We start from the raw sequence: 12,472 nt of genomic DNA on the forward strand, positions 1-12,472 counted from the left end.
GCTGAGCCGCCGCTCGGTCCGCCGGCGGTCGCGGCGTACCGTCACATGCGGGTCGCGGCCTGGACGAGGCCGGCCACGGCGCGGGACCGGCTGTGCGGCGGCCAGGCGATCACCGTGGTGACCTTCGGGGCGTCCAGGACCGGCACGGCGGTCAGGTCGTGGCGCAGGTGAGCGCGGCACGAGTCGGGCAGGATCGCGGCGGCGCGGCGCAGGGCGATCAGCTGGAACAGCTGCACGTTGTCGCGGACCTCCGGGCCGGGGCCGTCGGGGTAGCTGCCGTCGCGGCACGGCCAGCGGGGCAGCGGCAGGTCGGGCAGGCCGGTGACGTCGGCGGTGAGCAGGCTGGTGCGGGTGGTGAGCGGGTGCCCGGACGGCAGGACCGCGACCTGCCCCTCCGAGGACAGCTCCTCGGTGTCGAGGCCGGACGTCGAGTCGAACGGCAGGTGCAGCAGCGCCACGTCAGCGCGGCCGTCGCGCAGCAGCCGCTCCTGCTCGCCGATGCCGCACAGCACCACGTCGACGGTGACGGCGCCGGGTTCGGCGGCGTACGCGTCGAGCAGCTTCGCCAGCAGCTCGCCAGAGGCGCCGGCCTTGGTGACGAGGACCAGCCCGGGCTCGCCGGTCGCGGCGAGGGCGGCGCGGCGGGTCCGGCGGCCGGCGGCGTCGACCGCGTCGAGGGCGGCCCGGCCCTCCCGCAGCAGCACCGCCCCGGCCTCGGTCAGCGCCACCGAGCGGCTGGTGCGGGCGAGCAGGTCGACGCCGAGGCGGCGCTCCAGCTGGCGGATCGCCCGGGACAGCGGCGGCTGCGCGATGCCGAGCCGCTGCGCGGCCCGCCCGAAGTGCAGCTCCTCGGCGACCGCGACGAAATAGCGCAGTTCCCGCGTCTCCATGTCACCAAACGATACCCGCAAGGTATCGCCGGCCACCCAGACGGTGTTGGTCACCCCGCGGGACCCGGTCAGGATCGAGCCATGACCGAATCGAAGATCGCGCTGGTGACCGGCGCGAACAAGGGCATCGGGTACGAGATCGCGGCCGGGCTCGGCGCGCTCGGCTGGAGCGTCGGCGTCGGCGCCCGCGACGAGCACCGGCGCGAGGCCGCCGTGGAGAAGCTGCGGGCCGCGGGCGTCGACGCGTTCGGCGTGCCCCTCGACGTGACCGACGACGCCAGCGTCACCGCCGCCGCGCGGCTGATCGAGGAGCGGGCCGGCCGGCTCGACGCGCTCGTCAACAACGCCGCCATCACCGGCGGCATGCCGCAGACACCGACCACCGTCACGCCGGAGACGATGCGGACCGTCGTGGAGACCAACGTCATCGGCGTCGTCCGGGTGACCAACGCGATGCTGCCGCTGCTGCGCCGGGCCGCGTCGCCGCGGATCGTCAACATGTCCAGCGGCGTCGGCTCGCTGACCCGGCAGACCGATCCCGGCGCGTCCGAGCTGACGATCGGCCCCGTGTCGGCCGCCTACTCGCCGTCCAAGACGTTCCTCAATGCCGTCACCATCCAGTACGCGAAGGACCTGCGGGACACGAACATCCTGATCAACGCCGCCTGCCCCGGCTACGTCGCCACGGACCTCAACGGCTTCCGCGGGGTGCGCACCCCCGAGCAGGGCGCGGCCGTGGCGATCCGGCTCGCGACCCTGCCCGACGGCGGCCCGACCGGCTCGTTCTTCGAGGACGCCGGCGTGGTGCCCTGGTAACGGCCGCTGACGCCGCTCACTTGGCGAACGTCTCCTGGACCGCGGGGTCCAGGGGGCGGCCGGTCACCGGCTCGATGAACAGCTCGGCGAGCAGCAGGTCCGCGACGTGACCCGGGTTGACCCCGGACTCCTTGCGGCCGAGGGCCTGCAACGCGCCGCCGAGCCGGGTCGAGCCGCGCACCACGGCGGCGGGCAGGCGGCGGACCTTGCGGGGCCGCCCGACCGCCGCCGCGATCCGGGCCAGCATCGCGTCCCAGGTGAGGTTCTCGTCGGCGACCGGGATGTCGCCGCCGCTGCGCTCCTCGAGCGCGTCGGCGGCGACGATCGCGACGCTGCGGGCCGACGCCGCGGCCGAGCCGCCGACGGGCGCCAGCAACGGCCCGCTGGAGCGGGCCCACCGCTCCAGCGGGCCGGACCAGTTCGGCAGCCGGTCGCCGGCCCGGCCGAACACGAACGGCAGCTCCAGCACCGCCACCGGCAGGTCCGGCCCGGCGGCGGTGCGCGCCTCCGCGGCCTGTTCGACCCGGCAGCGGATGTACGTGTGTCGCTGCGGCAGCCGCCACTGCGGGTGCAGCCGGTCGAAGTACGTGTAGTACGAGCCCATCACCACGCCACGGGTGAGCCCTTCGAGGCGGGCCGCGGTGAACAGCCGCACCACCGGCTCGACGAGGTCGGCCCGGAACACCGGGTAGATCGGTTTGCGCAGCGCCCGCTGCTCGTCGGTGCGGGCCGCGTACACCACGCCGTCGTGCCCGGCGAGCAGCGCCCGCAGCTGCTCGACGGTCGCGCCGCCCAGGTCGAGCAGCTCGTCGATGCCCGGCTGCGCCGTGCGTGCCGTCGCGGTCACCGCGTGCCCGCGCTCCCGCAGCACCTCCCCGACGTGCGCGCCGATCAGACCACTGCCACCCACCACAAGAATCCGCACGCCAAATCGTCCACTGTGGACCCGCCCCCTTGTCAAGGCACGATTCGGCGTCCCACCGTCGCGGGCCGGGCGCGGTCAGTCGAGCAGGTGGCGCAGGTACCGGTCGGGCCGGTCGAGGAACGCCCGCAGGTGCTCGACGACGGCGAGGTCCTGCCACGCCGTGGCCCGGATGCCGTGCTCGCCGAGCTCCAGCACGCTCGCCCCCGGCAGCGCGGTCAGCACGGGGGAGTGGGTCGCCACCACGATCTGGGCGCCCGCCTCGGCGAGCGCCGCCAGCCGCGACATGAGGCTGAGCGTGGAGGTGAACGACAGCGCCGCCTCCGGCTCGTCGAGCAGGTAGAAGCCCGGCCGGGCCAGCTTGCGCTCCAGCACCGTGAGGAACCCCTCGCCGTGGCTGCGCTCGTGCAGGTCCCAGTCGGGGGACCCGGGCAGCGCCTCCAGGTAGGTGTAGAGGCCGTGGGTGGTCTCCGCGCGCAGGAAGTACGCGTCGCCCCGCCCGCCGACGCCGCGCACCAGCCGCAGCGCCCCGCCCAGCGGCGACTCGGTGGGCCGGGTGCGGTGCATCGCGCCGCGGGAGCCGCCCTCCGGGTTGAGCCCGTACGCCTGCGCCAGGCCCTCGATCAGCGTCGACTTGCCCGAGCCGTTCTCGCCGACGAGGAACGTGACGCCCGCCGGCAGCGCCAGCCCGGCGTCCAGGACCGCGCGGACGGCGGGGATGCGGGCCCACCACGCGTCCAGGTCCCAGGTGGCGGCCGGGTCCCGCTCGACCCGCCGCACCGGGCGGTTGAGCTGCCTGTCCCGCGCCTGCATGCTTCGGACCTTACCGCCCGGCCGTGCGGCGCCCGGCCGTGCGGCGGCCGCCGATTACGATCGGCGGATGGCTGGACCGTGGTACCTGGTGCGGCGGATCCTGGCGGTCGTCATCAGCGTCTGCGCGCTGACGGGCGCGGTCCGGCTGGTCGCGCCCGCGACCGGCGGGGCGGACGGTGCGCCGCCCGGGGTCCGGCGGCAGCTGGCGTTCCTGCGCGCGGCCCTCGACGACGGCGCCGCCGAGGACGCGCAGCGGCTGTATCCCGAGGGATTCTTCTTCCTGCATGCCCTGTACGGCCTCACCTGGGTCGAGCTCGGCATGCGCGCATCGGCCGGGGAACGGGGCACGGCGCTGCGCGAGGCGCGGTGGGCGTTGCAGCACCTCGACTCGCCGCAGGGCAGGGCGCCGTTCGACGCGGGTCTCAGCCCGCCGTACGGCATCTTCTACCAGGGCTGGAGCACCTGGCTGCGCGGCGGCGTGCTGCGCCTGCAACCCGCCGGGCACCGGGACCCCGGCGAGGAGGACCGGTTCGCCCGGGATGCGGCCGCGATCGGGGCGGCGTTCGACGCCTCGGACTCGCCGTACCTCACGGCGTACCCCGGCCAGGCGTGGCCGGTCGACTCGACGGTGGCGGTCGCGTCGCTGCGGCTGCACGACACGCTGCTCCCGGAGCGCTTCGGCGCGACCGTGCGGCGGTGGGTCGCCGGGGTACGGCAGCGGCTCGACCCGCGCACGGGACTGCTGCCGCACCGGGCCGACCCCGGCACCGGCGAGCCGCTCGAGGTGGCCCGCGGCACCTCGCAGAGCGTCATCCACCGGTTCCTCGGCGACGTCGACCCCGGCTTCGCCCGCGAGCAGTACCTGCGCTTCCGCGACCGGTACGTGGTGTCGCCGCTCGGCCTCGGGCCCGCCGTGCGGGAGTACCCCGACGGCATGGACGGCCCGGCCGACGTCGACTCCGGCCCGCTGCCGCTCGGGGTGAGCCTGTCGGCGACCGTGGTCACCATCGGCGCCGCCCAGGTCAACCACGACGACCCGCTCGCCGGCGCCCTGGCCGGCTACGGCGAGCTGGCCGGGGTGCCGCTCGGCACGCCGTGGACCAAGCGGTACGCGTTCGGCCTGCTGCCCATCGGCGACGCGTTCCTGGCCTGGTCGAAGACGGCCCGGCCGTGGGTCGTGCCGGCGCCGGCCGCGCCACCGGCGCAGATCGGCTGGTGGTGGCGGGTCCCGCTGCTGTCGCTGCTGGCCGTGCTCGGCGCCGCGCCGTGGCTGCCGGCGCTGGCGCGCCGCCGCAGACGCCGCCCCGCAGCGGCCGGTATTCCCGCCGGCGCTGTGATCAGGCCGATGTCGCCGGCGGCGCCGGTACCGCAGAAGAATGACGGGCATGACTGAAGCACGGGGGCACGTCGCTGCAGGGTTCGAAGCGGTCCGCGAGGAGTTCGCCGCCTTCCTCGCCACGGAGCCGGCCGGCACCGGCTCGCAACTGGCGGTCTACCACCACGGCGTGCAGGTCGTCGACCTGTGGGGCGACGACGTCGACGGCGACTCGCTGACCGGCGTGTTCTCCGTGACCAAGGGCGCCGCGCATCTCGTCGCCGCGCTGCTGGTCCAGCAGGGCGTGCTGGAGCTCGACGCGCCGGCGCGGAGCCTGCCGTTCGCGCTGACGGTCCGCGAGCTGCTCGGCCACCGCTCCGGGCTGATCGGCGTGGACGGCGGGTTCAGCATCGCCGAGGCGGCCGACGACCGGGTCGTCGCGGCCCGCCTCGCGGACCAGAAACCGTTCTGGGAGCCCGGCACCGCCTACGGCTACCACGCCATTACCATGGGCGCGCTGCTGGACGCCGAGATCCGCGCCGTCACCGGACGGCCGGTGCGGCAGTGGTACGAGGAGCTGCTGCGCACGCCGTACGGGCTCGACCTTTGGCTGGGCCTGCCGGAGGAGCTGGAGCCGCGGTTCCGGCCGCTGCTGCCGGCGCTCGGCCCGGCGTTCACCCCCGACCCGGGGTCGCTCATGGCGATCGCGTTCAACACGTCCTTCGACCTGCTGGACTTCGGCAACACCCGGCAGGTCCGCGCCCTCGGTCCGGCGTCCGCCGGCGGCGTCGGCAACGCCCGCGGCGTGGCCAGGATGTACGCCGCCGCGACCGGCCCCCTCGACGGCCGCCCGGCGCTGCTGGATCCCGCCACGATCACCGAGTTCTCGGCGCCCTACTCGCTCGGCGTCGACCTGGTCACCGGCGAGCCGGACCACTTCGCGCTCGGCTTCGAGCACCTCCCGGCGAGCCACCCGTACCTGGGCCCACGCACCATCGGGCACATCGGCGCGACCGGGTCGCTCGGCTGGGCCGACCCCGACGCGGGCGTCGCCTACGGCTACGTCCGGCGCCGGTTCGGGTACCCCGCCCCGGAGAACGCCCGTTTCGGCGCCGCCGTCCTGGCCGGCGCGGCGGCAACCTGACCGGCCGGCGGCCTGAGCGGGCCGTGGTGCTTCTGGCGCCGAGACATTGCAACTGGGGGGTGACGGGTTTGCCGGAGGGTGGTGCGGGGCAGCAGGAACCCAACGATCCGGCCGGGTCGCGACGGTGACCGTCGCGACCCGGCACGGGGACGTCGAGTGAGATGGCATCGACATGAGCGTCGCGTTCCGGCAGGGCGTAGAGTCCGCCCTTGTGATCGGTCGCTACTGTGCGTGAGCCGCGCGGGCCATGCCGGTCGCGGCGATGGGCGCCGCGCTCGTGCATCTGGTGGACGCGGTGGCTGCCATGGAGGACCTGACCGCCGAGAGCGCCGGCGGTCCCCGCCGGATTTGGCTGCCCGAGCTGCCACGGTGCACTGTTCGAGCTGCCCGGCGGGCACCGGCCACCACGGTTCCGGTGCCGGGTCGGCCACGCCTGGAGCGCCGTCGGCCTGCTCGAGGAACAGGGGAGGTCCTGGAGGGCGCGCTGTGGATGGCGCTGCGCAGCCTGGAGGAGAAGGCCGCGCTGGGCCGCCGCATGGCGACTCGGCGTCCTTGCGGGGCAGCACGATGACCGCCGAGCGGTACACCGAGGTCGGCCGGGACGCCGACGACGCCGGGCAGGTGATCCGCCAGCTCATCGAGCAGCTCGGGTCGATCGAGGACAAGACGTTGGTGGACAAGACGTTGGTGGCGGACGAGCTATGACGGACCTGGTCTGCGACCTGGAGCGGGACTTCCCCATCTGTCACCTGCGCGTCCGTGGCACGCTCGGCTACGCGACGGCGCCGGAGCTGCGCGCCGCGATCCTGAAGGTCCTCACCGATCAGCCGGATGTCATCCTCGTCGATGTCAGCGGGCTGGACGTCGAGGACGACATCACCCTGACCGCGTTTGCGGCGCTGGTACGGCAGGGCGGCGCCGCCGGCGTGTCGGTGGTGCTGCACGGCGCGCCGCCCGCGCTGGCCGCCCAGCTGGACACCATGGCCGTGACCCGGGAGGTGCCGACGTTCGCGACGCGGGAGGAGGCCCTCGCCGCCCACGCCCGCCGGCCCGCACCGACCCGCGCGCAGATCGACCTGGCACCGGACCTGGACGCGACAGCCGGTGCGCGCCACCTCGTCGACCGGTGCTGTGCCCTGTGGGGCGTGGGCGAGGTCGCCGACGACGCCGCGCTGATCGTGACCGAGCTGGTCGCCAACGCGGTCCAGCACGCCCGGACCAGCTGCACCGTGACGGTCACGCTGCGGGAGCGCTATCTGCACCTCGCCGTGCGCGACGGCAGCCCGCGGCCGCCGCGCCGGGTCACCGCCGACAGCGACCTCGAGTCCGGCCGGGGAATGCTCATCGTCGAAGGCATCGCCATCGCTTGGGGGGTCGTCGACACGCTCGGCGGCAAGGTGGTGTGGGCGACGTTGCGGCCGCGCCGGGGGCGATAACGTAGCGGGTCGAGGGCGACGCGGAAGGCCGCAACGCGCTGATGTACTCCAACGCCGAGACGCAGACCCGCATCCTGTCGCGGTTCCACTTCGCGCTGGCCCCCAACGGTGTGCTGTTCCTCGGCAAGGCCGAGATGCTGCTCAGCCACGCCAGCATGTTCACCCCGATCGACCTGAAACGGCGGATGTTCCACAAGGTCGCCCGGGCGATGGTCAACGGCGGTGCCTACTTCGCCGAGGCGTATCCGTCGCCGAGCAGGCCGGAGGTGCACGCGCTGGACCGCCTGCGCAACGAGGCCTTCCAGGCCAGCCCGGTCGCGCAGGTCGCGGTGACCGCCGACGGGCTGGTGGCGTTGACGAACCGGCACGCCGACAGCCTCTTCGGCGTGTCACCGCGGGACATCGGCCGGCCGTTCCGCGACCTCGATCTGTCGTACCGGCCGATAGAGCTGCGTGGGTACATCGAGCAGGAGCAGCTGGAGCGGCGCATCGTCAAGATCGACAATGTTGAGCTCGGCACCGGTACCACCGAGAGCATCCATCTCAACATCCAGATCAACCCGCTCGTCGACTCCGACGTGGCCCTGCGCGCCGACGAGGCCGTCGCCGCGGCGCAGGAGAGCCTGGCCGCCGGCGGCGAGGCCCGCTGAGCGACCGTCCGGCGGGTTCGCCGACCCGTCGGCGCATGTCGCTGTGCTCGCCGTGGACCGTCAGCCGGGCAGCGGCGCGCTGGCGCGGGCCGGGTCGGAGCCGCCGGCGCTGCGCCTGAGCTGGCCGTGGTCGCCGTACCAGTCCACGATCAGCAGCGTCGCGTCATCGGCGAGGGTCGGGCCGGCGACCCGCAGCACCGCGTCGGACAGGGCGCGGGCCGCCTCCCGCGGATGCAGCGCCGCGACCGCGCGCAGCTCCGCGGCGAGGTCGAGCTGGGCGGCCCTGCGCTCGCGCATGCCGTCGGTGAGGATCACCAGGCGGTCACCGGGCCGCAGTGTCACCGCGCCGCTGGTGAACGTCGTGTCGGGCACCATGCCGAGCGGGAAGTTGCGCGGCAGCTGCACCGGCTGCACGTCACCGCCGCGGACGAGCAGCGGCGGCAGGTGCCCGGCGTTGATCAGCTCGCAGACCCCGGCGGGCAGGTCGAGCCGGCCGAGCACCGCGGTCATGAACGTGCTCTTGGGGCCGGCGTGCTCGGCGACCGCGGCGTTGGCGGCGCCGGCCTGCGCGACCAGGTCCTGCCCGCGGCGGCGGCTGTTGCGCAGGCTGCTCACGCCGAGCGTGGCGGTCAGCGCGCTGGCCACGCCGTGCCCCATCGCGTCGGTGACGCTGAAGTGCAGCAGGTGCCGGGCCAGGCTGTAGTCGAAGGTGTCACCGCCGATGCTGGCCGCCGGCTCCAGCCACCCCGACAGGGTGAACGCGCCGGCCTCGCAGGTGAACGCGCCCGGCAGCAGCCGCCGCTGGATCTCGGCCGACAGGTTGAACGGGGTGGTGCGCTGCCCCCACTCGAACAGGTCCGTGTGCCGCCGGTTGGCGATCACCACGAACCCCAGCACGTGCGCGATCCGGCTGATCTCGGCCAGGTCCCGCCGGTCCGGCTCGGCGGGCAGGACCAGCTCCAGCAATCCGACGGCCTCGCCGCGCTCCGTCACCGGCGCCCACACGGTCCACGTGCCGGCCTCGGCGCGCACCTGCGTGGTCTGCATGCGCAGCGCCTGCTCCAGCGGGCCGCCGTCGAACGGCAGGAGTGTGGCGACGTCGTCGTCGCGGCGCCGTCCGCCGGCACCGTCGTCGTCGCCGTCCCAGGCGGGGTCGTCCGGCGAGCCGCCGGAGCGGCCGCCCGAAGCGGCGCCGGCGGCGCCGTCAGCAGGGGCGCCGGCAGGAGCGCCGGCCGGGTCGAAGGGTATGTGTGACCCACCTCAGGAGCATACGAACTCATCGTTGCGCTCCTGCAACGACCTCGGTGACCGCCGGGCCGGAGGGTCAGCGCTGTTCGGGCCGCGTCGCCCGGCGCAGGACCGGGCCGGCCGAGCGTCGTGCCACACCGGTGCGGCGCAGCGTCGCCCACACCACCTTGCCGTCGTCCACGGCGACGCAGCCCCAGGCGGCCGCCACGCCCTCCACGATGAGCAGCCCGAGACCGGACTCGAGCTCGTCGTCGGCGACGGTGCGCCGGGGCAGCAGGAAGCTGCCGTCGCGCACCGAGACGTGCAGGTGACGCTCGCGCAGCGACAGCGACAGCGACAACGGGGTGCGGGCGTGCTGGATGCCGTTGGCGATCAGCTCGGTGACGACCAGCGCCGCGGTGTCCGCCAGGTCGGTGACCCGCCAGCGCAGGCAGGCGTCGTCGACCAGCCGGCGGGCCTCGGCGGTGGCCGACGGGTCGGGTAGCAGCGGCAGCGCGACCCGCGGCGGTCCGCAGAGACGCTCGTACAGGGCCACCGCCGACGCGCGGGACGTGGCGACCGGCACAGTGCGCGTGATGGCCATGCTCTCCAGCTGGTGCCGAAGGGCCGCGTCCGGGCCGGTGACGATCACCGCGATGCCGTCGGCGCCGGCGTGGCGGGCCAGCGTCGGCAGGGCCGTCAGCGCAAGGTCCTCCCGGGCCTCCATGCCCGACACGTCGATCAGGAGGAGGTCGGGCTGGTCGGCCAGCGCCTTGTGCGCCATCCTGCGCAGCAGCGGCGCCGAGGCGAAGCTCAGCCGGCCGGTGGCGTGCACCACCGACACCGGGAAGCCGCGCTCCAGATCGCAGAGCAGCTCACGGTCCGGGTCGGGCACCAGGTCCCGGGTCGCGGCCGGGCCGGCGGGCATGGGCATCACCCACCGGGTCCGGGCGGCGGGCGGTGTCGCGCGCCCGCAGCGGTGCTGATGACGGTCCGCATGGCGTCACGCCGCCGAGCCGGGTTCGGCCATCTTACGGTGCATCTCGGCCTTCGCCGTGTCCGGCACGACCTTGCCCGCGACCGCCTGGACCTTGTTCGTGAACGACCCCGCCACGACGTGGTCGTCGCCGCGCATCAGCGCCTTGAAGCCCTGCTCGGCGACCTGCGCCGGGTCGTCCTTCTTTCCAGCGCCGACCTTGGTGTCCTCCATGTCGGCCCGGCGGAAGAAGTCGGTGTCCGTCGGGCCCGGCATCAGCGCCGTCACCGTCACCCCGGTGTCCTTGAGCTCGTTGCGTACCGCCTCGGAGAACGACTGCACGAACGCCTTCGACGCGTTGTACACCGCCTGGAACGACCCCGGCATCGTCGAGGCGGTCGACGAGGTGAACAGCACCCGGCCCGCGCCTCGGCTGACCATGCCGGGCAGGACCCGCTTGGCGAGGTGGACGGTCGAGGTGACGTTGAGGTCGATGATGTTCAGCTCGTCGCGCAGGTCCGTGTCCCGGGTGAAGTCGCCGCCGGCGCCGCGGCCGGCGTTGATCGCGACGGCGTCGACCGGCCGCCCGGTCGCGGTGATGTCCCGGCACAGCTGCTCGACGCCGTCGTAGGTGGCGAGGTCGACCTGCACGCCGGTCACGCCGGCGCCGGTCTCCTGACGCAGCCGCGCCTCGGCCTGCGTGATGCCGGCGTCCTCGGCGGCGATGAGCACGTCGTAGCCGTGCCCGGCGAACTGCTTCGCCAGCTCGTAGCCGATGCCGCTGCTCGCGCCGGTGACGACGGCGAGGGGTCGTTCGGTGGTGGGTGCGCCCATGACGGTGACGTCCTTTCTGGGGTCACACCGGCCCCTACCCACCGCACGCACCGAGAAACGCCGATCCGCGCCGCACGGCGCCAGGTGTCAGGAATCCAGCTCCAGCGCCTCGGCGAGCTGCGGATTTGTGCGCGGTACAGGGTTCGGCGGGTCATGCCCGGGGTACCCGTCCATCCGGAGCCGTCCATTCGTGCCGCACGATCGTGAGGAGCGCGCGTGACCGCAGCGGGTGTGCAGTGGCCGTGGCGGGACGCGCTGGCGGAGCTGCTGCGCCGCACCCGGCTGGCCCAGCCGGACGGCCTGGCCACCGAGGTCGACGCCGCCCTGGCGCCGATGGGCCTGCGGACCTGGATCTACCTGGTCGACCAGGAGCAGCGCATCCTGCGGCCGGTGCCGCGGCCGGATGCGGCGCGGCCGGACGAGCTCGCCGTCGACTCGACGGTCGCCGGCCGGGTCTTCATGAGTGTCGAGCAGGTGCCGGTCCCGGCGACGGGCACGGACCCCGCGCGGCTGTGGCTGCCGCTGCTGGACGGCACCGAGCGGCTGGGCGTGCTGGAGGTGATCGTCCGCGGTGACACCCCGCTGGACGACCCGGACCTGCTCGCCGGCTGCGACCTGTTCTCGCAGCTCGTCGGGCACCTGATCGCCACGAAGATGCCCTACGGCGACGCGCTGCTCAAGGTCCGCCGGGTCCGGCGCATGTCGGAGGCGTCGGAGCTGCTGTGGCGGCTGCTGCCGCCGCTCACGTTCGCCTGTCATCGGGCGGTCGTGGCGGCGATCCTCGAACCGTGCTACGAGGTGGGCGGTGACGGGTTCGACTACGCCGCCGACGGTTCCACGCTGTACTTCTCGATCTTCGACACCGCCGGGCACGAGCTGCGCGCCGGGCTCGGCACCGCGGTGGTGATGTCGGCCGTCCGCGCCGCCCGGCGCTCCGGCGACGGCCTCTCCGCGATGGCCCGCGCCGCCGACCGGGCACTGGAGGAGCACCTGCCGGAGCTGCGGTTCACCACCGCGGTCCTCGCCCAGCTCGACCTGGAGACCGGGCGGCTGCGGTACATCAACGCCGGGCACCCGTGCCCGCTGCTGATCCGGCAGGGCACGGTGGTGCGCAGCCTCGACGGCGGCCGGCGGCTGCCGCTGGGGCTGGACGACCCGCAGATCGAGGTCGCCGACCTGATGCTGGCGCGCGGCGATCGGATCCTGCTGTTCAGCGACGGGATCACCGAGGCGCGGGACCGCGCCGGTGAGGCCTTCGGCACCGGGCGGCTCACCGACCTCGTCGAGCGCGACACCGGCAACCTCCCGGCACCCGAGGCGCTGCGCCGGCTGTGCCACGCCGCGCTGTCGCACTACGACGGCCCGCCGTCCGACGACGCGACGCTGGTCCTGGTCGAATGGTCCGAGGCCGGCGTGCGGGCGATGCTGCCGAGCGCCGGGCAGACCTGA

General features: G+C 74.5%; 13 protein-coding genes. 7 read left to right on the forward strand and 6 right to left on the reverse strand.

Annotated elements, in window-relative coordinates:
- Positions 1 to 41: 41 nt before the first annotated feature.
- A complete protein-coding gene (locus tag AB0H83_RS38135) occupies positions 42 to 890 on the reverse strand; it encodes a LysR family transcriptional regulator (RefSeq protein ID WP_360103894.1) in 849 nt (282 codons plus the stop codon).
- Between the two features lie 81 nt (positions 891 to 971).
- Between AB0H83_RS38135 and AB0H83_RS38140 the strand changes: the two genes are divergently transcribed.
- Positions 972 to 1,706 carry an SDR family oxidoreductase gene (locus AB0H83_RS38140; RefSeq protein WP_360103897.1) on the forward strand — a complete coding sequence of 245 codons (735 nt, stop codon included), beginning with the start codon at positions 972 to 974 and terminating at the stop codon, positions 1,704 to 1,706.
- A 16-nt stretch (positions 1,707 to 1,722) separates the two neighbouring features.
- Here AB0H83_RS38140 and AB0H83_RS38145 read toward each other — a convergent pair whose 3' ends face one another.
- Positions 1,723 to 2,631 carry an NAD(P)H-binding protein gene (locus AB0H83_RS38145; protein ID WP_360103900.1) on the reverse strand — a complete coding sequence of 303 codons (909 nt, stop codon included), beginning with the start codon at positions 2,629 to 2,631 and terminating at the stop codon, positions 1,723 to 1,725.
- A gap of 75 nt (positions 2,632 to 2,706) precedes the next feature.
- Positions 2,707 to 3,441: an AAA family ATPase gene (locus AB0H83_RS38150; protein WP_360103903.1), complete on the reverse strand. Its 735-nt coding sequence runs from the start codon at positions 3,439 to 3,441 to the stop codon at positions 2,707 to 2,709.
- Between the two features lie 67 nt (positions 3,442 to 3,508).
- Between AB0H83_RS38150 and AB0H83_RS38155 the strand changes: the two genes are divergently transcribed.
- The 5 genes from AB0H83_RS38155 to AB0H83_RS38175 all read left to right on the forward strand — a co-directional run bounded on the left by AB0H83_RS38155 (position 3,509) and on the right by AB0H83_RS38175 (position 7,986).
- Positions 3,509 to 4,834 carry a hypothetical protein gene (locus AB0H83_RS38155; protein ID WP_360103906.1) on the forward strand — a complete coding sequence of 442 codons (1,326 nt, stop codon included), beginning with the start codon at positions 3,509 to 3,511 and terminating at the stop codon, positions 4,832 to 4,834.
- Positions 4,827 to 5,900: a serine hydrolase domain-containing protein gene (locus AB0H83_RS38160; RefSeq protein WP_360103909.1), complete on the forward strand. Its 1,074-nt coding sequence runs from the start codon at positions 4,827 to 4,829 to the stop codon at positions 5,898 to 5,900. Before AB0H83_RS38155 ends, AB0H83_RS38160 begins: the two co-directional genes overlap by 8 nt.
- 567 nt (positions 5,901 to 6,467) lie before the next feature.
- Positions 6,468 to 6,605, forward strand: coding sequence for a hypothetical protein (locus AB0H83_RS38165; RefSeq protein ID WP_360103912.1), 138 nt, complete (start codon positions 6,468 to 6,470; stop codon positions 6,603 to 6,605).
- The gene (locus tag AB0H83_RS38170) at positions 6,602 to 7,336 is read left to right on the forward strand and encodes an STAS domain-containing protein (protein WP_360103914.1); all 735 of its coding nucleotides are present in this window, start codon (positions 6,602 to 6,604) and stop codon (positions 7,334 to 7,336) included. The genes AB0H83_RS38165 and AB0H83_RS38170 overlap by 4 nt, the downstream gene beginning before the upstream one ends.
- A gap of 41 nt (positions 7,337 to 7,377) precedes the next feature.
- A complete protein-coding gene (locus AB0H83_RS38175; RefSeq protein WP_360103917.1) occupies positions 7,378 to 7,986 on the forward strand; it encodes a hypothetical protein in 609 nt (202 codons plus the stop codon).
- A gap of 60 nt (positions 7,987 to 8,046) precedes the next feature.
- Here the strand turns inward: AB0H83_RS38175 and AB0H83_RS38180 are convergent, their stop codons facing one another.
- The 3 genes from AB0H83_RS38180 to AB0H83_RS38190 form a co-directional block, all read right to left on the reverse strand.
- Positions 8,047 to 9,033, reverse strand: coding sequence for a PP2C family protein-serine/threonine phosphatase (locus AB0H83_RS38180; protein WP_360103920.1), 987 nt, complete (start codon positions 9,031 to 9,033; stop codon positions 8,047 to 8,049).
- A 277-nt stretch (positions 9,034 to 9,310) separates the two neighbouring features.
- Positions 9,311 to 10,141: an STAS domain-containing protein gene (locus AB0H83_RS38185; protein WP_360103923.1), complete on the reverse strand. Its 831-nt coding sequence runs from the start codon at positions 10,139 to 10,141 to the stop codon at positions 9,311 to 9,313.
- Positions 10,142 to 10,216: 75 nt separating this feature from the next.
- Entirely contained in the window at positions 10,217 to 11,023 is an 807-nt protein-coding gene (locus tag AB0H83_RS38190; protein WP_360103926.1) for an SDR family NAD(P)-dependent oxidoreductase, read from the reverse strand.
- 216 nt (positions 11,024 to 11,239) lie between these two features.
- Here AB0H83_RS38190 and AB0H83_RS38195 point away from each other — a divergent pair, with 216 nt between their 5' ends.
- On the forward strand, positions 11,240 to 12,472 hold the full coding sequence (locus tag AB0H83_RS38195) for a PP2C family protein-serine/threonine phosphatase (protein ID WP_360103929.1): 1,233 nt from the start codon (positions 11,240 to 11,242) through the stop codon (positions 12,470 to 12,472).

The sequence above is a fragment of the Dactylosporangium sp. NPDC050688 genome, assembly GCF_040654515.1.
GTDB lineage: Bacteria > Actinomycetota > Actinomycetes > Mycobacteriales > Micromonosporaceae > Dactylosporangium.